Here is a 22,295-nt window from a genome sequence, read left to right on the forward strand (position 1 = left end):
GGGCCGTCGCGCACCGACCGGAGCTGCCAAAACGGCCGTCCGGCGGGTCACGGGATCCAAACGTCACCGCCGGCCTGTAGCATCGGTGTCCAACCACCTACCCCTGGACGCATAGACTTCCTGCCGATGGACACACAGGTCGCCGACACGTTGCTGGGCTCACTGATCGACGGGCGCTACCGCATCCGCGGTCGGGTCGCCCGGGGTGGCATGGCGACTGTATACACCGCAACCGACGAGCGCCTCGATCGCACCGTCGCAGTTAAGATCATCCATCCCACGCCGGGTCCCGAGGCCCAGGGACGGACAGCGGGCTTCGTGAATCGTTTCGCCGACGAGGCGAAGACCATCGCCCGGCTGACCCACCCCAACGTCGTCGCCGTCTACGACCAGGGCATCCACGCCGACCGGCCATACCTGGTCATGGAGTACGTGCGCGGGCGCACGCTGCGCGACGTGCTCACCGAACGGCACCGGCTCAACCCCGACGAGGCGCTCGCGATCACCGAACAGATGCTCGCCGCGATCGCCGCCGCGCACCGGGCCGGGCTCGTCCACCGGGATGTCAAACCAGAGAACGTGCTGGTCGCCGAGGCACCGACCGGAGGTGCGGCCAACCTGGTCGACAGCGTGGTGAAGGTCGCCGATTTCGGGTTGGCCCAGGCGGTGGAGGCGAGCGCCGACGACGCACAGGCCAACCAGCTGATGGCCACGATCGCCTATGTGGCACCCGAGCTGGTGACCGACGGGCACGCCGACCCGCGCACCGACGTCTATTCCGCGGGCATCGTGCTGTTCGAGATGCTCACCGGCCGGGTGCCGTATGACGGCCATCGCCCGGTCGAGGTGGCCTGGCAGCATGTCCGACAGGATGTGCCGGCACCGTCGACCCTGGTGCCGGGGTTGCCGAAGGCCCTCGACGACCTGGTCATCCGCGCCACCCGGCGCGATCCCGGTGCCCGCCCGGCCGACGCCGGTGCGCTGCTCACCCAGGTGCAGGCGGCTCGGGAGGGGTTGGGCAACCCGAATACCCACACCACGGTGCTACGTCGGGTGACCGAGAAGCCCCCGGTGAGTGACCCGACCATGGTGGTCCCGGCCATACAGCCGGCGCAGCGCCCCGCCTGGGCCCGGCTACCCGAGGAGGCCCCGCGGGGTGGCCGACGACGGGCGGTCGACAACGAGAGTCTCTGGTCCCGGTTGGCCCCGCTGCCCGGTCGGCTGATGGGTGAGCAGCGCGGCCGGCTTGCGGTGGCCGCTGTCGTCGTGATGCTGGGGCTGATTGCCGCGGTGGGTGGCTGGTGGGTCGGCGTCGGCCGGTTCACCGAGGCCCCCGAGTTGGTGAGCCTGGACCGGGCCGCCGCGGAGGCGCAGGCGAAGCGGGCCGGTCTGGTCCTCCAGTACGCCGACCCGCGCCACGACGACCAGGTGCCGAAAGACGCCGTCCTGTCCCAGGATCCGGCCTCCGCCGCCCGCATCGTGAAGGGCGGCACGATCACCCTCACCCTCTCGCTGGGCCCCGAGCAGTTCGCGGTGCCGGATGTCGTCGGCAAAGAGTTCGAGTTGGCCTCGACCGACCTGACCGAGGCCGGCCTGGAAGTGATCAAGGGTTCCACCAGCTACCACAACAGCCTGCCGGAGGGCATGGTGGTCGCCACCGACCCGGAGGCGGGCACCGAGGTCAAGCCCGGACACGAGGTCACGGTAACTCTGAGCAAGGGCAGGGCGCCCATCTCGGTGCCGAACCTGGTCGGCAAGCCCCTGGACGAGGCCCGTTCGATCCTGAACCAGCTCGGGCTGGTACTCGTGGAACCGCCGACGGTGAAGGAATCCGACAAGCCCAAGAACGAGGTCATCGGGCAGAGTCCAGCCGACGGCGCCGGCGTGGAGAAGGGGGCGGAGGTCAGCCTGGAGGTCAGCCAGGGCCCACCGCAGGTTGTCGTCCCCCGCGTGATCGGCATGCCGTGCCAGCAGGCCAAGCAGGTGTTGGAGGGGCAGTCCTTCCCGGTCGCGGTGCAGTTCAACCAGAACGGCACCGTCCGGTTCCAGACACCCGGCGAGAACTCCCAGGTACCACCCGGTACCCAGATCACCCTCGGCTGCCTGTGATGGCGACAGTGCGACCGGTCGGCGCGCACACACCAGCCGGGGGTGGGCTGGCGAAAGCCGCCCTGCCCTACCTGGACGCGACAGGCGCCGAGGTCGCCCAGGTCTACGTGTCCAATTCGCGGGGCTGGGCGTTGCCGCCCGGCAACCCCACGCAGGACGCACTGTTTCGCGCCGGCTGCGCGGAGCGTGGCGTCCCGGTGTTCATCCACGCGTCCCTGCTGGTCAACCTCGGCTCGCCCACCGCGGCGACGGTAGAACGGTCAGCGCTGACGCTGGCACACGCGCTACGCCGAGGGACAGCGATCGGCGCCCAGGGGGTGGTGTTCCACGCCGGCAGCGCGGTGGACGCCGGGTACGCCGACACGGCAATGCGCCAGGTCCGGGAAGTGCTGCTGCCACTGCTGGACACCGCCGGCGACACAGACGGGCCGATGCTGCTGGTCGAGCCGAGCGCCGGTGGCGGGCGCTCGCTCGCCGCCCGGGTAGAACAGCTCGGCCCCTACCTGGATGCGGTGGACCGGCACCCATGGCTCGGTGTCTGCTTCGACACCTGCCATGCCTGGGCCGCCGGCCACGACCTGTCCGTCGAAGGTGGCATGACCGCCACGCTCGACACGCTGGTAGACACCGTGGGGGCGGACCGGCTACGGCTGGTACACGCCAACGACTCGAAGGACCTCTGCGGCTCCACCCGGGACCGACACGAGAACATCGGCAAGGGCACCATCGGGGAGCCAGCCTTCGCCGAGCTGATGCACCACCCGGCGACCTCCGGGGTGCCGACGGTGGTGGAGACCCCCACCGAGAAGCACGTGGGCCACGCTGGCGACGTGACCGTTCTCAAGCGACTGCGTAGCTGACCCGACCCGCGGTACGGCTCAGGTACGCAGGGCGCGGGTGAGGACCTCGATCGCGCGGTCGACCGCCGCATCGTCCACACCCAGATGGGTGACCAGGCGGGCCGTATCCGGGCCGAGCACACTGACCAGCACCCCTTCCGCACGGGCCGCTGCCGCGAAGGTGTGCGCGTTCATCGGTGTCTTGGTGAGATCCAACGGGACCAGGTTGGTACGCACCTCGGCCGCCAAAACCCCGAACGGGGCAACCGCATCGGCGAGCCGGGTCGCCTTCGCGTGATCCTCGGCGAGCCGCTGCACCTGGTTCGCCAGGGCGTACCGGCCGGCAGCCGCGAGGATCCCGGCCTGCCGCATACCACCGCCCATCCGCTTCCGGATGAACCGCGCTCGTTCGATCTTGTCGGCGCTGCCGACCACCAGCGAGCCGACCGGCGCGCCAAGCCCCTTGGAGAGGCAGACCGACAGGGTGTCGAAGAGCACGCCGTAGGTGGCCAGCGGTACCCCGTCGGCAATGTGCGCGTGCCAGATTCGAGCACCATCGCAGTGCACCGCGACCTGGGCCGCGTCGGCGACCCGACGCAGCTCACGCAGAGCCGCCAGCGGGATCACCCCACCGCCGCCCCGATTGTGGGTCTGCTCCACGGCGACCGCCCGGGTGGGCACCGCCCAGTAGCCGTCGGGCCGAATCATGCCAGCGACCACGTCCGGGTCAACCGCCGCGCCGACCGCCGGCCAGGTCCGCGACGAGATGCCGCCGTACACGGCAGCCGCACCGATCTCGTACGTCACCACGTGCGCGTCCGCGTCGCAGAGCAGTTCGCCACCGGGTGGCACCAACAACTGCAGCGAAATCTGGTTGGCCATCGTCCCGGTCGGGCAGAACAGCGCCGCCTCGTGGCCGAAAAGCGCCGCGACCTCGGTCTCCAGGGCGTTGACCGTAGGGTCCTCGCCGTACACGTCGTCGCCCACCTCGGCGACGGCCATCGCCTCCCGCATTCCCTCGGTCGGGCGGGTAACAGTGTCCGAACGCAGATCGATCATGACGTCCTCCCTCCTCGTGTCAGCCACGGAGCCTCCACCGGCCGCCGACTGCGGGGCTCGCAAGCTCACTCCTCGCATCAGCCACCATCATCCCCACCGGCCGCCGACTGCGGGGCTCGCAAGCTCACTCCTCGCGTCAGCCACCATCATCCCCACCGGCCGCCGACTGCGGGGCTCGCAAGCTCACTCCTCGCGTCAGCCACGGAGCATCTCGGCTACCAGGAACGCCAACTCCAGCGACTGTTGGGTGTTCAGCCGCGGGTCACAGGCGGTCTCGTACCGGTCGGGCAGATCGACGTCGCCGATACCCTGGGCACCGCCGAGGCACTCGGTGACATCTTCACCGGTCAGCTCGACGTGCAGCCCGCCGGGGTGGGTTTCCAGGCCACGGTGCACCTCGAAGTAGCCCAGCACCTCGTCTACGATCCGGTCGAAGTGCCGGGTCTTGTAGCCGTTAGACGATTCATGGGTGTTGCCGTGCATCGGGTCGCACTGCCACACCACCTTGGCGCCAGCGGCGGTGACCTTGGCGACGAGCGACGGCAGGACGTCACGGACCCGGTGGTTGCCCATCCGGCTGATCAGGGTCAGCCGGCCCGGCACATTGTCCGGGTTGAGCTTCTCGCACAGCTCGATGACATCGTCCGGCTTCGTCGTCGGGCCGAGCTTCACCCCGATCGGGTTCGCGATCCGGGAGATGAAGTCAATGTGCGCCCCGTCGAGCTGCCGGGTACGCTCGCCCACCCAGAGCAGGTGCCCGGAGAGCCCGTACGCCCGGCTGTCGGAGACACGGGTCAACGCCCGGTCATACTCCAGGGCCAGCGCCTCGTGGGAGCAGTAGAGGGTGACGGTCCGCAACGCCTCGTCCTCGGTCATCCCACAGGCCTGGATGAAGGCCAGCGCCCGGTCGATCTCCCGGGCGATCGCCTCGTACCGCTCGCCGGCTGGCGAGTTCCGCACGAAGCCCTTGTTCCAGTCGTGCACCGCGTGCAGGTCCGCCAGCCCGCCAGCAAGGTAGGCACGGAGCATGTTCATCGCGGCGGCGGAGTTCGCGTACGCCCGGATCATGCGTTGCGGGTCGGCAACCCGCGCCTCCGGCGTCGCGTCCAAGGAGTTGATCATGTCGCCCCGGTAGGCGGGTAGGCCACGGGCGTCGGTCGGCAGTGACCGGGGTTTGGTGTACTGACCGGCCGCCCGGGCGACCTTGACCACCGGCAACGAGGCGCCGTAGGTCAACACGATCGCCATCTGCAGCAAGGTACGGGCGTTGGCGAGCAGGTGGCTCTCGGTGTTGTCGGCGAAGGTCTCCGCGCAGTCCCCACCCTGGAGCAGGAACGCCTTTCCCTCGCAGACCAGTGCGAGTTGGCGCCGCAGCTGATCAACCTCGTACGGGGCCACGACCGACGGGACGTTCTCCAACACCTTGCAGACCTCGGCGACCTGGGCACCGTCCGGCCAGGGCGGGGTCTGGGCGCGCGGCAGGTCCCGCCAACGGTCCAGGCCGAGGGCAGCGTCCTCGGCGGAATCCATGGTCGGCCGGCTGGTCTGCAGCACCGGACTACCGACAGCGGGATGGCTCAGCTGATGCCATTCTTGGCGCATGCCAGAAAGCCTACGGCGACGGATCCAGCACCAAACCCGCGAGGGGGACCATTCCGCCAGGTGAGAGATCCATCACCGATCTCGAACCGAGTCGGGCGGCGGGCGCCGACCGTGGGAACAGCCACGTCAGGGGGTTTCGGTCGGCTCGGGAGTCCCGGCCGAGGCGGATGCCGTACTGCCGGGTGTCTCACTCGCGATACACCAATCAGCCCCGTCCCGGGTAACCGTGAACAGCAGCGGGCGGACCAACTCCTCCGCGTCGGAGGTCACCGACACCGTCGCGCTGACCTCCTCACCCCGCGGACCGGTCCCGACCTCGATGATCTGCGCCTGCGACACCTCAAAGTGGTCAGCGAAGTCGCCGCTCGGTCCGGTGGCGACAGCGTCGAACGCCGGATGCATCACCGCGCAGAACTGGCTGCGCCCGGCAGCCACGTCCTTGACCGCTACCGCATCGAGGTACGCCTGCACCCGCTCCCGCGCCTTGGTCGCGCTCTCGACCGCAGGCGCCTGCTCGGCGGACTCCGTCGGCTCATCCGCGCTGCAGCCGAGGAGGGTCGCCAGCAAACTCCCGCCGAGCACGCCGAGCCCCAGCCTCCGGTACGCCGTACGCATGCCACCTCCGAACGCCATGGATTCCGACCGTCGACCGGCGAGTCTGTCACACCGGCCGGAGCGCCGGTGTGACAGACACGGGCGGGGAGGGAGCGATCCGCGGCCCCTCCCCGCCCGGGTCGATCGGGCGCCGGCCAGGCTAGCCGAGACCACCCTCGATGGCGCTGATCAGCTCACCGTTGGTGGTGTCACCGGAGAGTTCCCAGAAGAACGCTCCGCCGAGACCCTCATTCTTCGCGTAGGTCATCTTGCCGCCGATGGTGGACGGGGTGTCGTAGCTCCACCAGTTGTTGCCGCACCTGGCGTACGCCGTGCCACCGACCGTTCCGGTTACCGGACAGGTGTTCTTGAGAACCTTGTAGTCATCAAAGCCCGCCTCGTAGGTGCCGGAAGCGGGTCCGGTGGCGGTGCCACCTGGCGCCGTCTGGGTGACACCGGTCCAACCTCGACCGTAGAAGCCGATACCGAGCAGCAACTTGTCGGCCGAGACCCCCTTACTCTTCAGCTTCTGGATCGCCGCGTCGGACCAGAAGCCCTGCTGCGGGATGCCGGAGTACGAGTAGAGCGGCGAGTGCGGGGCGGTCGGACCCTGCGGGCTGAAGGCGCCGAAGTAGTCGTAGGTCATGGCCATGATCCAGTCAAGCGTGGGCGCCGCGCCGGCATAGTCGGCGGCGTCGATCCGGCCACCGTTGCTGGCGTCGCCGGTGATCGCGGCGGTGATCAGCGCCGACGGGCCGAACCGGGCACGCAACGCGTGCACCACGTTCTTGAACGCGGCTGGTCCGCTGGAGTCACAGGTGAGACCGCAGGCGTTCGGGTACTCCCAGTCGATGTCGATGCCGTCGAAGACGTCCGCCCAGCGCGGATCCTCCACCAGGTTGTAACAGCTCTCGGCGAAGGCGGTCGGGTTCTGCGCTGCCTGGGTGAACCCGCCGGACCAGGTCCAGCCGCCGAAGGACCAGATCACCTTGAGGTGCGGGTACATCGCTTTGAGCTTGCGCAGCTGGTTGAAGTTCCCCCGCAACGGCTGATCCCACGTGTCGGCGACGCCGTCCACGCTGCCCGCCGCGGTGTACGCCTTCTCGTAGTCGGCGTAGCTGTCGCCGATCCCGCAGCGCCCACCTTCCGTTTTGCCGAAGGCGTACATGATGTGGGTCAGCTTCGATGCCGAGCCACTGGTGTGGATGTTCTTGACGTGGTAGTCGCGGTCGTAGACACCCCACTGCGTGAAGTAGCCGACGATCTTGTGGTCACCACTGGGGGGTGCGGTGGTCGGGGGCGGCGTGGTTGGCGGCGGCGTGGTCGGGGGCGCGGTCGTCGGAGGTGACGTGGTCGGGGGCGACGTGGTCGGTGGGGCGGACCCGCCGGAACAGGCAGCACCGTTGATTGTGCAGTTCAGGGGCGCTCGATAGGGGCCGGTCCCGTTGTATCCCCAACTGAAGCTGGCACCTGGGGCGAGCGGCCCGGCCCAACTCTTCTTGACCGCGACGTAGTGGTTCCCGGTGCGGGTGACGTCGGCGTCCCAGAACACGCCGATGCTGGTCCCGGCGGGAAGGTCGAACTCGATCCGCCAGGTGCTCACCGACTCGTTCGTGCCGTTGGTGACCGTCACCTTCGCCGAGTGGCCGCTCCCCCAGTCCTGCACCTGGTCGAAGGTGGCGGTGACGCTGCCGGCTCCGTACGCAGAGGCCATCGGAACAGCCGCGACTGCCAGCACGACTACGGCACCGGCCCAGAGAGCCCGGCGAAGTGATCTCTTCATGTAACACTCCTCAAATAGTTAGGAAACTTTTTTAATTATTATGAGACGTTACTCACAGTTCGCAAATTCGTCAAGAAGTTCACACCCATCGCTATCGAACGCCCTGGATAACGCCGGATTAACCGTCCGCACATCTGTTGGACGCAGCCCTGGCCCAACTGAGTAACCCATAAAGCTGGAAATGCCACGCATGACGGAAAATTCACTTTTGCTCCAGCAGCCTGTCCCGAAGTAGCGTCCCCGGAAGCGCACACTCGGAAGCGCACACTCGGAAGCGCACACCCGGAAGGGAGCCCTTCCCGCCCGCGGGAAGACTGTTTCGCACATACGCTGAAGCGGTTTGGTTCGCAGTAGCGCGATTGGTAAAGTCCAGCTATCTTTCGGTCCATCCCATCGAGCCTGCGACCCGGGCCGACAAGGACGGCGCATGCTGCATCACCCGGCCAAACTGCCCCAGCCTCGACGGCCCACGATGGTGGATGTCGCGCGACGTGCCGGCGTGAGTCTGAAGACCGTCTCCCGCGTGGTCAACAACGAGCCAACCGTCGGCCCCGAACTTGCCGAACGAGTGATGACTGCCGTCTCCGAGTTGGGCTTCCGGCGCAACGGCATCGCCCGCAATCTCCGATCCCAGGAGCTCAGCGCGACGATCGGCCTACTCATCGAAGAAATTGCCAACCCGTTCTACGCGACAGTCGCGGGTGTCGCAGCGGAGATCGCGGCGGCACACCAGACACTGCTGATCACCGCCTCCTCCGAGGAGGACCCGGACCGCGAGCGCGCGCTGTTGCTGGAGTTGGTCCAGCGCCGGGTGGACGGCCTGCTCGTGGTTCCCGCCGGAACAGACCACTCCTTTCTTCGCCGGGAGGTGGAGATGGGCCTTCCGGCGGTGTTTGTCGACCGACCACCCGGACAGCTCCTCGCCGATGTGGTCCTCCTGGACAACCAGGGCGGAAGTCGCGCCGGAATCCGCTCACTACTCGACGCCGGGCACCGACGGATCGGCCTATTGCTGGGTTCCTTGAACGTCTACACAATGCGGGAGCGACTGGCCGGCGTACAGGCCGAGTTGTCGGGCTCCGGTATCCCGTACGACGAGGCGATGGTGCGGAGTGGAATAGCGGGTCCAGAGCAGGCCAGCCGGGCGGTGGCCGACATGCTCGGCCTCGCCGACCGGCCCACCGCCTTCTTCTGCGCCAACAACCGCCTCACCCTCGGCGCACTCCAGGAGCTTCATGGCCGAGGCAGCGACGCGGCGTTGGTTGGTTTCGACGATTTTGAACTGTCCCATCTGATGCCGCGACCGTTGACCGTCATCGCCCACGACCAACGTGAACTGGCACGGATCGCGACGGAGCAACTGTTCGAACGCATCGGTGGAGACCGGTCGTGGCCGTCGACCACGGTCCTGCCGACCCAGCTGGTTCACCGCGGCCGGCGCTGACGGCAACCCGCCGCCGGGACCCGCCGCGCACAACGAGGTCCGGCCGACGCTCCCGCCGGCCGGGCCCAGATCGCTACGCTGGCCCCGGGGGGAACGCCGCTACGGCATCGGCGAGCGCGGGTGGGTCAGCCCCCCGCCGGCCGCAGGTGAGCGCGGCGACGGTGCTGGCCTGGTGCAGCCCCTGGCGCCACTGGTTCGGGGTGACGGCCGCGAGACGGGCACCGGGCTGGTCGCCGAGCGCACCGAAGTCCGCGAGGGCGGCGAGCAGGCCGCCGGTGAACGAATCGCCCGCACCGACGGTATCGACCACCTCGCCCCGCCGGGCTGGCTGTCGGTACATCGCCCCGTCCGGTGCCAGCAGACAACTGCCGGCAGCGCCGCGCGTCACCACCGCGCAGGCCACCCCGGCGGCCCGCCACTCGGCCATGACCTGCTCGATGGTGCGGTCTGGGTAGAGCCAGTCAAGGTCCTCCTCGCTCGCCTTGACCAGGTGCGCGGAGCGCACCTGTCGCTCCACCCGGCGCTGCTCCCCGATGCGGTCGGGGATGATGGTGGGGCGCAGGTTGAGGTCGATCGACAGGGTGAGCGCCCCGCGGTCCCGTTCCCGGGCGAAGAGATCTTCCACCACCGCCGCGCCCGGTGCCAGGGCCAGTGCCAGGGAGCCGGAGTGCAGGGCAGTAAGCCCGGTGTCTTCGAAGCTCGGTAGCTCGGCCGTGGTCCACTGCCAGTCGGCGGTCCCGGTCAGGTAGCACTGGTAGGTGGCCTGGCCGGAGTCGTCGAGCGTGGCGACCACCAGTGAGGTTGACTCGACCGCGGAAACCGCCCAGGTCAGATCGACTCCGTTGGCGTGCAGGTGGCCCCGGATCCGCTGGCCGAAGCCGTCGCTACCGAGCCGGGCGAGCAGCCGGACCGGCTGCTCGAGCCGGGCCAGGGTGAGTGCGACATTGGCCGGTGAACCGCCGGGTACGGCGCGGTAGCTCCCGGCCGTGTCCTCGGCGACCAGGTCGACCAGCGCCTCGCCAACAACCGCGATCACCGGTTTACCTCCACCTGATCGGTCCCCATCGGGTCGTACAGACCCGCGAGGCTGGGCTTTATCGGTGCCTGGGACAGCAGGACGGCCTGGTAGCCGTGGTAGACGTCGGGGCGGCCGTGCCAGACCCGGTTCGCCGGCTGGTTCAGCTCGTCCAGCTCGTGGTGCCACTCTCCGGTCTTCGGATCAATGAGATGGCGGACGGCATAGTCCCAGAAGGTCTGGTACCAGTGCTCGTAGTAGTGGTCGCCGGTGCGCCGCCAGAGGGTCGCCGCCGCCCCGATCGCCTCGGCCAGCACCCAGTGCATCCGGGATCGAACCACTGGCCGGTCCGACCAGTCGAGGGTGTAGACAAATCCATCCGCCCCATCCACCGACCAGCCCCGGGTGACCGCCGCGGTGAAGAGCGCACGTGCGTCTTCGAGCAGCCAGTGCGGTGGTGCAACGAGCGCGGTCTCGAGGTGTAGCAGCAGTCGCGCCCACTCCAGCCAGTGGCCTACCGTGGACCCGTACGGCCGGAAGGGGTCCGCGGGCTGGTCCAGGTTGTAGTCCAGCTGCGGTTCCCAGTCGGCGGTGAAGTGCTCGGGCAGCCGCCAGTCGTGTCGGGCGGCCACCCCGTGGACCAGGTGCTCACAGATCGCCAGTGCGCGTTGCGCCCAGCGGCGGTCCCCGGTGACCTCCCCGACGGCCAGGAACGCCTCGACCATGTGCATGCTGCTGTTCGCACCACGGTAGGGCTCCAGCTCGGAGAAGTCCCGGCTCCACGACTCCCGGGTCCGACCGGCGTTCTCGTCCCAGAACCGCTCGCCCACCACCGCGATCGCCTCGGCCAGAAGCTGGTCGGCGCCGGGCCGGCCGGCGCGGGCCGCGCTGCTCGCGGCGAGCAGGACAAAGGCGTGCTCGTACGCGGACTTCCGGTCCGTGACCGGTTCCCCACCCAGCTCCACGGCGCTGAACCAACCGCCGTACTGCGCGTCCCGCAGGGTACTGCGCAGCGTGGCGACGCCGTGGTCGACCACGTCGGCGGTGTCCGGGGTCTGTTGTAGGTGTGCCAGGGCGAAGACGTGGGTCATCCGACAGGCGATCCAGGTGTGCAGCGGCTGGCGCGGGTCGGGTGCGCCGTGCTCGCCCAACCACCAGAAACCTCCCTCGGGCCGAACCGAGGCGCGGGCGGCGCGCAGCAGCGCGTCGCGCTGGTTGGCGAGGAGCTGCTGATGGGCGGTGTCCGGGGTCGGGTCGGTTCGCGTCGGCCGCCGGCCGGAGAGATGTTCGGTCATGTCAGCTTTTCACCGATCCCGCCATGAGGCCACCGATGAACCAGCGACCCAGGAGTACGTAGACAACCAGAGTGGGCAGCGAGGTGATCAGCGCCCCGGCCATCGAGGCCGCGTAGTCGGGGGACTGAGCTCCCGCGAGCGCATTGAGCGCGATCGTGATCGGCCCATTACGGGTGTTGGAGAGGAAGATAGCAAACAGGTAGTCGTTCCAGGCCGAGGTGAACTGCCAGATCACGGCGACCACAAAGCCCGGAATGGACACCGGCAGGATGATCGACCGGAAGGTACGGATGAGGCCCGCACCATCGACCCACGCGGCTTCGACCATCTCCACCGGCACCGTGGTGGCGTAGTAGTTACGGAAGATGAGCGTGCAGATCGGGATGCCGTAGACGCAGTGCACGAAGATCAGCGTAGGAATACCCGGCGCGATACCGAGGGTGCTGACCACATCCCGCAGCGGAATCATCACCGCCTGGTAAGGGATGAACATCCCGAACAGGATCAGGGTGAACACGATGTCCGCACCGGGAAACCGCCACCGGGACAGGACGAAGCCATTCGCCGCACCGAGCAGCGAAGAGATCAACGCGACCGGAATGGCGAGCTGGAAGGTCCGGACGAACGACGGGCCCAGGGCCGCCCACGCCTTGGCCCACGATTCGGTGCTCCACTGCTCGGGCAGATTCCACTGCCCGTTCACGCCGATGTCAGAGCCCGACTTGAAGCTGGTCACGACGAGGACGTACGCCGGCATCAGCACGATGAGCAGGAAGAGCAGCAGCACGCCGTACCGGAGGGTACGCCCGACTACGCCGGCGGCGGGACGGCGACGCGGTGGGGGCGGCGCCGCGACGGCCGGTGGGGACGTCCGCTGAGTGGTCGTGGTGGTCACGAACGTCGCTCCGTTCTCATCGTCTGCACCAGGTAGGGCACGATGACCAGCGCGACCAGCAGCAACAGAATCACCGAGATCGCCGAGGCCTTGGCGTAGTCACTGGTCAACAGGGTCTGCCAGACGTAGACGGCCGGTACCTCGGTCAGCCACTGGGCGCCGGAGACAGACATGATCAGGTCGAACATCTTCATGGACATGTGCCCGACGATGATCAACGCGGAGAGCGCCACCGGGGTCAGCTGCGGAAAGAGGACCCGCCGGTAGAGCTGGAAGGTGCTGGCCCCGTCGACCGCGGCCGCCTCGCGAAGCTCCGCCGGGATACCGCGGAACCCAGCAAGGAACAGCGCCATGACATAGCCGGAGAGCTGCCAGATCGCCGGGACCGCCATGGCGACCATGCCCCATTCCGGGTCGGTCCACCAAGGGTTTTGCAGGAAGTCAAGATTCAGCTGCCCGAAGATCGCGTTCAGGCCGCCAGCGTCGTCGCCCTGCCCGGAGTTCATCAGCCATCGCCAGACCACGCCGGAGGCGACGAACGAGACTGCCATGGGGAACAGGTAGACCGTCCGGAACAGCCCCTCTGCCCGAACCCCGCGCTCCAGGAGGAACGCCCAGAGCAGGCCCAACAGCATCGTGCCGAGCAGGAATACGACGGTAAAGATCAGCAGGTTCCGTAGGGAGTGCAGGAACCGGCCGTTGATGTCGTTGGTAAACAGATCAACATAGTTACTCAGTCCAACGAATCCGTCCGACTCGGCGGCAGTGTGCCGATCCGACATCGAGACCTTTATCGTCCAACCGATGAGGCCATAGACGAATACTCCAAGCAGGAGTAACGAAGGGGAGAGCAGCAGAAGGCCGGGTCCCCATCGCCGGACGCGAGTAAGCATGGCAGATTCCTGGTGGGTTCGGACGGACGAGTGTCAACCGGGACCGGTAACCGCACGACCGCGCGAGAGCGCCAGCCGTGCGGTTACCGGAACTGCGAGCCGTTCTAGTTCTTACTGAGCGCGGCGGCGGCGGACATCGCCTGCTGCAGCCCCGCCAGGTCCTGGTCGCTGGAGAACTTGCCGATCGCGGAGTTCGCCGCCTCGATGGCGCCCTGCGAGCAGGCGGCACCGTGGGCGCAGGACGGGACCTGCGTGCCGGTCTTCCAGTCCTGGATGGCCGACTGCTGGTAGGCAGGGTAGTCGGCCTCGGTGACGTCGGTACGGGCGGGGATGGAGCCCTTCTTGATGTTGAACGCCTGCTGTCCCTCGGCACTGCCGACCGTCTTCAGCCAGCACTTGGTGCCCTCGGGGTTGTTCGCCCCCTGCGGCAGCACGAAGGAGTCGGCCAGCCACTGGAAGGTGTCCCCGTTACCCGGGAACGCAAGGTAGTCGAAGTCGGTGAAGCCCTTGGTCTCGAAGTCGCTTGGCGCCCAGTCCCCCATCAGGAAGAAGCCGGCCTTGCCGTCCATGAGGAGCTTGCCGGCGTCGGTCCAGTCGTAGGTGTCCCGGTCCGTGTTGGTGTAGCTGAGCAGCCGCCGGTAGTTCTCCAGACCCTGGGTGACCTCGGGGCTGTTCCAGTCGGTCGCACCGGTCCAGAGGCCGGTGAAGCTCTCCGGGCCGAGGTCACTGATCAGGACCGCCTCCAGCAGCATCAGCTGGGACCAGTCCTTGCCGATCGCGAGCGGTGCGTCCACGCCCGCGGCCTGCAACGTGTCGAGCGCGGTGAAGAGCTCGGCCAGCGTCGTCGGCTCGGCCGTGATTCCGGCGTCGGTCAGGACCGACTTGTTCGTCCAGAGCACGTTCGACCGGTGGATGTTCACCGGCACCGAGTAGACCTTGCCGTCCACGCTGAGGTTCTCCAGCAGGCCCGGCGGCAGCGCCTCGGTGAGGCCCCACTCCTCGTACAGGGCGCTGAGATCCTCGATCTGGCCGGCCGCGATGTAGTCCGACAGCTCGGTACCGGCGTGGGCCTGGAAGGTGTCCGGAGCGTCGCCCTGCTGGAGCCGGGAGGCCAGCACCTGCTTGGCGTTCGAACCGGCGCCGCCGGCCACCGCCCCGTTCACGAACGAGTAGTCGCACTGCTTGTCGAAGGCGTCGACCAGACCGTCGAGGCCGGCCTTCTCACCCCCGTCGGCCCACCAGGTGAAGACCTCCACCTCCTGGTCGGCCCCGCTGTCGGCACCACCGCAAGCGGCGGGCGACAGCAACGCGAGCGTCCCAACCGCGGCGACGGCCGCCCTACGCATCCTGCCCATGCTTCCTCCCGCTGGGGATGACATCGTTGTCTGAGAGCCACCACACTTTCGCTGCGGCTAGTCCTCGTCAACGTCGGCCCAGCTACGAAAAAGTAACGATGACATCACGAGGCGACCCGCCAAAAACCGCTTTACTCTCCTATTGCCGCCACTCCGACCCGGCGATCATGAATCGCGCCACCGGAAGCCGCCCGAGACATTCACCAACCTATTGACAACGTTGTCTACTGCCGACACGCTTTCTCCGACCCTCAAGCGTGACCCCCGCACGCTTGACGACCCCCTGGAGGATCACGTGGGCAGACACCGGAGGGCGATCGCCACCGTGCTCGCGGTTGGCCTGGCAATACCGGGCACCCAACTGCCAGCAGCGGCGGCACCGTCGCTCGACACCGACTTCTTCTCCTCGTTCGATTCCGACGATTCGCAGCCGACGTGGACCAACACCGTGGAAACCGACGCGGCCGGAAGACCCAAGATGTCCGGCGTAACCGGGAATCCAGATTCCGGCGGAATCCCCGGCAACATCAATGACACGATTGCCGAGGTAACCGCCAACGGCGACAACCCGCCCAACGAAACCGTCCGGCGGGTAATCGACAATGACGCGTCCACCAAGTGGCTGGTCTTCGAGCCCACCGGCTGGGTACAGGCCCAGCTTGAGACACCGGCAACCGTGGTGCACTACGCGCTCACCTCCGCCAACGACGGACCGGAGCGGGACCCGCAGGACTGGGAGCTACAGGGGTCAACCGACGGCGACACCTGGGTCACCCTCGACGCCCAGACCGGGCAGGACTTCCCCGAACGGTTCCAGACCAGGGAGTACCGGTTCAGCAACGACACCGAGTATTCGCACTACCGCCTGGACATCACGGCCAACCACGGCGCAGACATCGTCCAGCTGGCGGATCTCCAGCTCTCCAACGGCGACACCACCCCGAAGCCGCCGACACCGATGTACAGCGTCGTGGACAACGGGCCCGCGGGAAGCCCCACCGCCAAGGCCAACGCCGGCTGGAGCGGCGAACACGCGCTGCGCTACTCGGGGGGACAGACCGTTGACGGACGCGGCTACGCCTACAACAAGATCTTCGATGTTGCCATCGACGTCACCGCGACCAGCGAACTGTCGTACCTGATCTTCCCCGAGCTGACCCAGGGCGATCTCGACTATCCGAGCACCTACGCCGCGGTCGACCTGGCCTTCGACGACGGCACCTACCTCAGTGACCTGAACCCGGTTGACCAGTACGGCTTCGGTCTACACCCGTCGAAGCAGGGGACCACCAAGTCGCTCTACGCCGACCAGTGGAACAGCAAACGATCGTCCCTCGGTGAGGTGGCCGCGGGGAAGCGGATCGACCGGATTCTGATCGGGTACGACAGCAGCATCGGCCCCGGCGCCTTCCGGGGCTGGGTGGACGACATCCGCGTGACCGGGAGCCCCGAGCGCCCCGCCTACGACCGGCTCTCCGACTATGCGTTGACCACCCGCGGGACGAACTCCACCGGAGACTTCTCCCGGGGGAACACCTTCCCGGCGACCGCGGTGCCGCACGGCTTCAACTTCTGGACGCCGATGACCGACGCCGGCTCGAACAGTTGGGTCTACCAATACCAACGGGACAACAACGCCGACAACCGGCCGACGATCCAGGCGTTCACCGCCAGCCACGAGCCCAGCCCGTGGATCGGTGACCGGCAGACCTTCCAGGTCATGCCCGCAGCGACCAGCGACAAACCGAACGCCAACAGAACGGCGCGGGCATTGGCCTTCCGCCATGTCAACGAGACCGCCAAGCCCCACTACTACGGCGTGACCTTCGACAACGGGCTAACGACGGAGATCACTCCCACCGACCACGCGGCGATGTTCCGATTCACCTTCACCGGGGACCACGGCAACCTGATCTTCGACAACCTCAACAACCAGGGCGGCCTGACCCTCAACCCCGACGGCACCGTGACCGGCTACTCCGACACCCGGCTGGGCAGCGGCGCCACCCGGATGTTCGTCTACGGCACGGTGGACCGCCCCGTCGTCGCCCACGGTGGGTTGACCGGTGGCGGTGGCGACGACGTGACCGGCTACCTGGCCTTCGACACCTCAACGTCGAAGGTCGTCACACTACGGATCGCCACCTCGCTGATCTCCCTCGACCAAGCTCGGAAGAACCTGGCGCTGGAGATCGCTGAAGACGACACCTTCGACACCGTCCGCGCCCGTGCCCAGGACCTCTGGGATGACAAGCTCAAGGTCATCGAGGTCGAGGGTGCGACCGACGAGCAACTCGTGACCCTGTACTCCAACCTCTACCGGCTCTTCCTCTACCCCAACTCGGCCCATGAGAATGTCGGAACGGCAACCGCTGCGGTGTGGAAGCACGCGGTGCAGTCGTCCACCTCGAGCACCCTGCCACCGGGGACCACACCAACCGAGACCGGCGCGGACGTGGTAGCGGGAAAGGTGTACGTCAACAACGGCTTCTGGGACACCTACCGCACCACCTGGCCGGCGTACGCGCTGTTCAGCCCCACCACCGCCGGTGAACTCGTTGACGGCTTCGTCCAGCAGTACCGGGACGGTGGTTGGGTGTCGCGGTGGTCGGCCCCCGGCTACCGGAACCTGATGACCGGCACCAGCTCGGACGTCTCGTTCGCCGACGCGTACGTCAAGGGGGTGCGTAACTTCGACGTACGGGCCGCGTACGACGCGGCGGTGCGCAACGCCACCGTCGTGCCACCCGGGAACGCCAACAACAGCAGCGTTGGCCGGAAGGGCCTACCGGAATCGATCTTCCACGGATACACCTCGACCGCGGTCTCCGAAGGCGTCTCCTGGGGGCTGGAGGGCTACATCAATGACTTCGGCATCGCGAACATGGCCGCCGAACTGGCCGAGGACCCGGAGACCCCGGAAGCCGACCGGTCCCGCTACCGCGAGGAGGCGGAGTATTTCCGCAGCCGCGCGCTCAACTACGTGCACACCTTCGACCCGGCGATCGAGTTCTTCCAGGGACGCGACACGTCCGGGCAGTGGAAGTCGACGCCAGAGACGTACGAGCCGCACGTGTGGGGGCACGAGCACGACTACACCGAGACCAACGGGTGGAACTTCGCCTTCCACGTCCCGCACGACGGCGAAGGCCTCGCCAGCCTGTACGGAGGGCGGGAGGCGCTGGCCGAGAAGCTGGACGAATTCTTTGCCACGCCGGAGACGGGGACCTTCCCCGGCTCGTACGGCCGGATCATCCACGAGATGCGGGAGGCGCGGGACGTCCGGATGGGCATGTGGGGCTTCAGCAACCAGGTGTCGCACCACATTCCCTGGATGTACAACTACGCCGGCCAGCCGGCCAAGACGCAGAAGATCGTACGAGAGGTGCTGTCCCGGCTGTACATCGGCAGTGAGATCGGCCAGGGGTACGCCGGCGACGAGGACAACGGCGAGACCTCGGCGTGGTACCTGTTCAGCGCGCTGGGCTTCTACCCGCTCCAGGTGGGTAGCGAGAACTACGTGATCGGCTCACCGCTGTTCACGAAGGCCACCGTGCACCTGGACAACGGTAAGAAGATCGTCGTCAACGCGCCCAACAACAGCGCCGACAACGTCTACGTGCAGGGCCTCAAGGTCAACGGGCAGCCGTACCACCAGACCTCGATCTCACACGAGGTGCTGGCCGGCGGCGCGGTGCTGGACTTCACCATGGGCTCGCAGCCGTCTTCCTGGGGCAGCGGCGAAGCGGACCTCCCCCCGTCCCTCACCCCCTCCGGTGCGGCTCCCCGACCGATGTCCGACATCGCGGTGACCGGTGGTCCCGCGGCGCTGGCCGACAACACCTCCACCACCTCGGCTTCGGTGGCGGCGCCGGTGCGGTGGGCGGTAGCGGGCGCACCGGAGCGGGTCACGCACTACACCCTCACGTCGGGGCCGGACACCGGGACCGACCCGGTGGGCTGGCAGCTGCAGGGCTCCTACGACGGAGACACCTGGACCACCATCGACAGTCGTGCCGGTGCGGAGTTCACCTGGCGACTGCAGACCCGGTCCTTCGCCGTAGACCGGCCCGGGCGGTACCTGCACTACCGGCTCACGCCCGAGAGCGGCGACTCCGTCCCCGTCCTCGCCGAGGTCGAATTGCTCGCCACGACCTCCCCCTCGTGTACGACGACGGTGAGCGGCACCATCAGGGGGCCGCTGAAGGTCGACTCCGGGGTGACGTGCCTGTCCGAGGCGACTGTCAACGGGCCGGTGACGGTGCGATCCGGTGCCGCGCTCCACGCGGTTGACTCGACCATCTCCGGTCCGGTCGCCGCCAACGGGGCCGAGGCGGTGGTGCTCCGGGAGGTCCAGCTCGGAGGGGCGCTGGCGGTGTCCGGGGTGAGCGGCGAGGTGAGCATCGAACGCACCACCGTCGCCGGATCGGCGGTCCTGACGCAGAACCAGGCGCCGGTGATCGCGGCGGCATCGGTCGGCGGACCCCTGTCGTGCTCCCGCAACACTGTCGCACCCACGGACAACGGGGTGCCGAACTCGGTGCGGGGACCTACCTCCGGGCAGTGCAGGGACCTGTAACGATTCCGGGGCCGGCCGCTGGCACAGTGGCCGGCCCCGGAAGCGCCCTCGGGGCCCGCTCCCGGCCGGTGATGGTCAGCGCGGCCGGCGCCTACTCCCGGTGCGGCATGCCCCACCCGGTGTCCGTTGCCGCTCAGTCGGCTTGGGCTGCCAGTTCCCCGGCCCGGTCCCGGGCCGCCTCCAGGGCGGCCAACAGCGCCGCCCGCACCCCGTGCCTCTCCAACTCGCGGACTGCGGAGATGGTGGTGCCGGCGGGCGAGGTCACCGCCTCCCGCAGCTTGACCGGGTGCTCGCCGGAGTCGCGCAGCATGACCGCCGAACCGATCGCGGTCTGCACGATCAGCTCGTGGGCCACCTGCCGGGGCAGGCCAAGCAGGATGCCCGCGTCAACCATCGCCTCCACCAGCAGGTAGAAGTACGCCGGCCCGGAACCCGACAACGCGGTCACCGCGTCCTGCTGCGACTCGGGAACCCGCAGGGTCCCGCCGAGCGGGGTGAACATCTCCTCGGCCAGGGCCAGGTGCGCGGCGGTGGCGTGCTCCCCGGCGGAGATCGCCGACATCGCCTCGTCAACCAGGGCCGGAGTGTTGGTCATCACCCGCACCACCGGGGTGCCGGCGGCCAACCGCCGACTGAAGAAGCTGGTGGGCAGGCCGGCGCAGAGCGAGATGACCAGCTTCTCGGCCGGAATCTTCGGGCCGATCTCGTCCAGCAACGCGGCAGCATCCTGCGGCTTGACCGCGATCGCGAGCACCTCGGCCTCGGCCACCGCGGTGTGGTTGTCGACCACCCGCACGCCGTGGCGGAGGGCCAGCTCCTCGGCCCGCGCCTGCCGCCGGGTGGTGGCCAACAGCCGCTCCGCCGGCCAGCCCGAGCGCAGCAGGCCGGAGAGCACCAGCTCGCCGATCTTGCCAGCCCCGATGACCGCGACCGGGTGCACGGCTTCCGCCATCGGCCGTACCTCCTCCAGCGTAGGCCGGTGCGCGGTGGCCCGTGGGCCCACCGCGCACCGGTTGACGATCAGCTACCGAAGAAGACCTCGGCCTCGGCGTACCGCTCCAGCGGCACGGTCTTCAGCTCGCGGGTGGCCTCGGCCAGCGGCACGCGAACGATGTCCGTGCTCTGCATCGCCACCATCTTGCCCCAGTCGCCCTCGTGCACGGCATCGATCGCCTGGAGACCGAGCCGGGTGGCGAGCACCCGATCGAAGGCGGTCGGGGTGCCGCCGCGCTGGATGTGACCGAGCACGACGGTACGGGCCTCCTTGCCGGTCTTGGCTTCGAGCTGCTCGGCGAGCCACTGGCCGACGCCACCGAGACGGACGTGGCCGAAGGCGTCCAGCTCCTGGTTGTGCAGGACCATCTGCCCCTCGAGCGGGTGGGCACCCTCGGCGACCACCACGATCGGGGCGTACTGGTGCTGGAAACGCTTCTCGACGTAGCCGGCGACCTGGTTCACGTCGAACTGCCGCTCCGGCAGCAGGATCACGTTGGCGCCACCGGCGAGACCGGCGTGCAGGGCGATCCAGCCAGCGTGCCGGCCCATCACCTCCACCACCAGGGTGCGGTGGTGGCTCTCGGCGGTGGTGTGCAGCCGGTCGATAGCCTCCATCGCGATGTTGACCGCGGTGTCGAAGCCGAAGGTGTAGTCGGTGGCGCCCAGGTCGTTGTCGATCGTCTTCGGCACGCCGATGACGTTGACGCCGAGTTCGTGCAGCTTGGTGGCGACACCGAGGGTGTCCTCGCCGCCGATCGCGATCAGCGCGTCAACGCCCTGCGCGGCGAGGTTCTCCTTGATCCGCTCAACGCCGTTCTCAATCTTGAACGGGTTGGTCCGGGAGGAGCCCAGGATCGTACCGCCACGCGGCAGGATACCCCGCACCTCCGCGATCCCCAGCGGGCGGGAAAGCCCCTCGAGCGGGCCCTTCCAGCCATCCCGGAAGCCCACGAACTCGTGACCGTAGTTGGCCACGCCCTTCCGAACCACCGCCCGGATGACCGCGTTGAGACCGGGGCAGTCGCCGCCGCCGGTGAGCACGCCGATACGCATGATCTGCTCATCCTCCTGGGAACAATTGGGTAAAGCCCGGTTAAGCCCCAGGATATGTGTCGGAACAGACCATCGGCGCCATTGCCGGCCCGGGGCGGGCCGTCATTGCGAACTGTAGTCCCGTCCGGTGTGCGCCGACACCGCGCCCCTGGGAACCAGGCGGTAGACCAGCCCCGGAGCGAGATCTGATCAACGGCGACCCGATCCCGTCCGACCCGATCCGGTCATGGCCTGCCATCGAGCCAGGTTGTGTCGCGCGTCCACCAGCGCATCATGCCGAGCCGCGTCCGCGTCCGGCAACGGCGGACGACCCCGGTCGTCCCAGAGCTGACGCAGGTCCTTGGTGAAGCGCGGGATCTGCCGAGGCAGTGCTGGCATCGCCCCCCACAGCTGCGCCAGCGACACGTGGTCGTACGCCGCGTACCACGCCCACAGCTCCAGCTGCTCGCCCGGACGGCCCCGGACCGGCTCCAACAGGAACTCCTCCAGCTCGTCCCGGATTCGGGCGCGGGACCGCCAGGCCCGATCCGCCGGCGACGGCAACTGACTCAGCACGTTACGACGTACCCAGGGCACCGCCCGGGAGTCGTCGAACTCGGTGGAGACGGCGTAGAAGTCACGTCCGTACTCATCGACGACGCCGATCGACACCAGATCGATGGTGCGGCCATCCTCGATGAACTCGCAGTCATAAAAGTAGCGATAAACCATCACCGCCATCTTGGCGTACGCCGCCACGACCGGGCCGGGGTGGGTGCCGCCGGCCGGAATGCTCCGCGTCCTC

The 22,295-nt window shown here is 68.1% G+C and carries 16 protein-coding genes; 4 read left to right on the plus strand and 12 right to left on the minus strand.

Annotated elements, in window-relative coordinates; translation table 11 throughout:
• The first annotated feature begins 126 nt into the window (after positions 1–126).
• Together pknB and H0524_RS11565 are read left to right on the plus strand one after the other, a co-directional pair.
• The gene (gene pknB / locus H0524_RS11560) at positions 127–2,109 is read left to right on the plus strand and encodes a Stk1 family PASTA domain-containing Ser/Thr kinase (RefSeq protein WP_180198649.1); all 1,983 of its coding nucleotides are present in this window, start codon (positions 127–129) and stop codon (positions 2,107–2,109) included.
• Positions 2,106–2,969, plus strand: coding sequence for a deoxyribonuclease IV (locus tag H0524_RS11565; protein WP_180198650.1), 864 nt, complete (start codon positions 2,106–2,108; stop codon positions 2,967–2,969). The genes pknB and H0524_RS11565 overlap by 4 nt, the downstream gene beginning before the upstream one ends.
• 18 nt (positions 2,970–2,987) lie before the next feature.
• Here the strand turns inward: H0524_RS11565 and H0524_RS11570 are convergent, their stop codons facing one another.
• The 4 genes from H0524_RS11570 to H0524_RS11585 form a co-directional block, all read right to left on the minus strand.
• Positions 2,988–4,007, minus strand: coding sequence for a low specificity L-threonine aldolase (locus H0524_RS11570; protein WP_180198651.1), 1,020 nt, complete (start codon positions 4,005–4,007; stop codon positions 2,988–2,990).
• A 195-nt stretch (positions 4,008–4,202) separates the two neighbouring features.
• Positions 4,203–5,609, minus strand: coding sequence for a class II 3-deoxy-7-phosphoheptulonate synthase (locus tag H0524_RS11575; protein ID WP_180198652.1), 1,407 nt, complete (start codon positions 5,607–5,609; stop codon positions 4,203–4,205).
• Between the two features lie 126 nt (positions 5,610–5,735).
• Complete coding sequence (locus H0524_RS11580) at positions 5,736–6,224, minus strand: nuclear transport factor 2 family protein (RefSeq protein WP_180198653.1); 489 nt, start codon at positions 6,222–6,224, stop codon at positions 5,736–5,738.
• 139 nt (positions 6,225–6,363) lie between these two features.
• The gene (locus tag H0524_RS11585; RefSeq protein ID WP_180198654.1) at positions 6,364–7,986 is read right to left on the minus strand and encodes a glycosyl hydrolase family 18 protein; all 1,623 of its coding nucleotides are present in this window, start codon (positions 7,984–7,986) and stop codon (positions 6,364–6,366) included.
• A 427-nt stretch (positions 7,987–8,413) separates the two neighbouring features.
• Between H0524_RS11585 and H0524_RS11590 the strand changes: the two genes are divergently transcribed.
• Entirely contained in the window at positions 8,414–9,430 is a 1,017-nt protein-coding gene (locus tag H0524_RS11590) for a LacI family DNA-binding transcriptional regulator (protein WP_180198655.1), read from the plus strand.
• 73 nt (positions 9,431–9,503) lie between these two features.
• Here H0524_RS11590 and H0524_RS11595 read toward each other — a convergent pair whose 3' ends face one another.
• From H0524_RS11595 to H0524_RS11615, 5 genes are all read right to left on the minus strand, one after another.
• The gene (locus H0524_RS11595; protein WP_180198656.1) at positions 9,504–10,466 is read right to left on the minus strand and encodes a carbohydrate kinase; all 963 of its coding nucleotides are present in this window, start codon (positions 10,464–10,466) and stop codon (positions 9,504–9,506) included.
• A complete protein-coding gene (locus H0524_RS11600) occupies positions 10,463–11,740 on the minus strand; it encodes an AGE family epimerase/isomerase (RefSeq protein WP_180198657.1) in 1,278 nt (425 codons plus the stop codon). Before H0524_RS11600 ends, H0524_RS11595 begins: the two co-directional genes overlap by 4 nt.
• A 1-nt stretch (position 11,741) precedes the next feature.
• On the minus strand, positions 11,742–12,635 hold the full coding sequence (locus tag H0524_RS11605; protein ID WP_018726803.1) for a carbohydrate ABC transporter permease: 894 nt from the start codon (positions 12,633–12,635) through the stop codon (positions 11,742–11,744).
• Entirely contained in the window at positions 12,632–13,528 is an 897-nt protein-coding gene (locus tag H0524_RS11610) for a carbohydrate ABC transporter permease (protein WP_026322658.1), read from the minus strand. Before H0524_RS11610 ends, H0524_RS11605 begins: the two co-directional genes overlap by 4 nt.
• A 104-nt stretch (positions 13,529–13,632) precedes the next feature.
• Positions 13,633–14,874: an ABC transporter substrate-binding protein gene (locus tag H0524_RS11615; protein WP_180198658.1), complete on the minus strand. Its 1,242-nt coding sequence runs from the start codon at positions 14,872–14,874 to the stop codon at positions 13,633–13,635.
• A 304-nt stretch (positions 14,875–15,178) separates the two neighbouring features.
• On the opposite strand from H0524_RS11615, the gene H0524_RS11620 reads away from it, so the two are divergent.
• Positions 15,179–19,462 (plus strand): GH92 family glycosyl hydrolase, encoded by a 4,284-nt coding sequence (locus H0524_RS11620; protein ID WP_180198659.1) that lies wholly within the window; start codon positions 15,179–15,181, stop codon positions 19,460–19,462.
• A 133-nt stretch (positions 19,463–19,595) separates the two neighbouring features.
• Here H0524_RS11620 and proC read toward each other — a convergent pair whose 3' ends face one another.
• The 3 genes from proC to H0524_RS11635 all read right to left on the minus strand — a co-directional run bounded on the left by proC (position 19,596) and on the right by H0524_RS11635 (position 22,222).
• Positions 19,596–20,414, minus strand: a complete 819-nt coding sequence (proC, locus tag H0524_RS11625; RefSeq protein WP_180198660.1) for a pyrroline-5-carboxylate reductase — start codon at positions 20,412–20,414, stop codon at positions 19,596–19,598.
• 68 nt (positions 20,415–20,482) lie between these two features.
• On the minus strand, positions 20,483–21,511 hold the full coding sequence (locus tag H0524_RS11630; RefSeq protein WP_018730685.1) for a 6-phosphofructokinase: 1,029 nt from the start codon (positions 21,509–21,511) through the stop codon (positions 20,483–20,485).
• A gap of 189 nt (positions 21,512–21,700) precedes the next feature.
• Complete coding sequence (locus tag H0524_RS11635; RefSeq protein WP_026322660.1) at positions 21,701–22,222, minus strand: polyadenylate-specific 3'-exoribonuclease AS; 522 nt, start codon at positions 22,220–22,222, stop codon at positions 21,701–21,703.
• Between the last annotated feature and the right edge of the window lie 73 nt (positions 22,223–22,295).

This window comes from Salinispora sp. H7-4, from assembly GCF_013416675.1.
Taxonomy (GTDB): Bacteria; Actinomycetota; Actinomycetes; order Mycobacteriales; family Micromonosporaceae; genus Micromonospora; species Micromonospora vitiensis.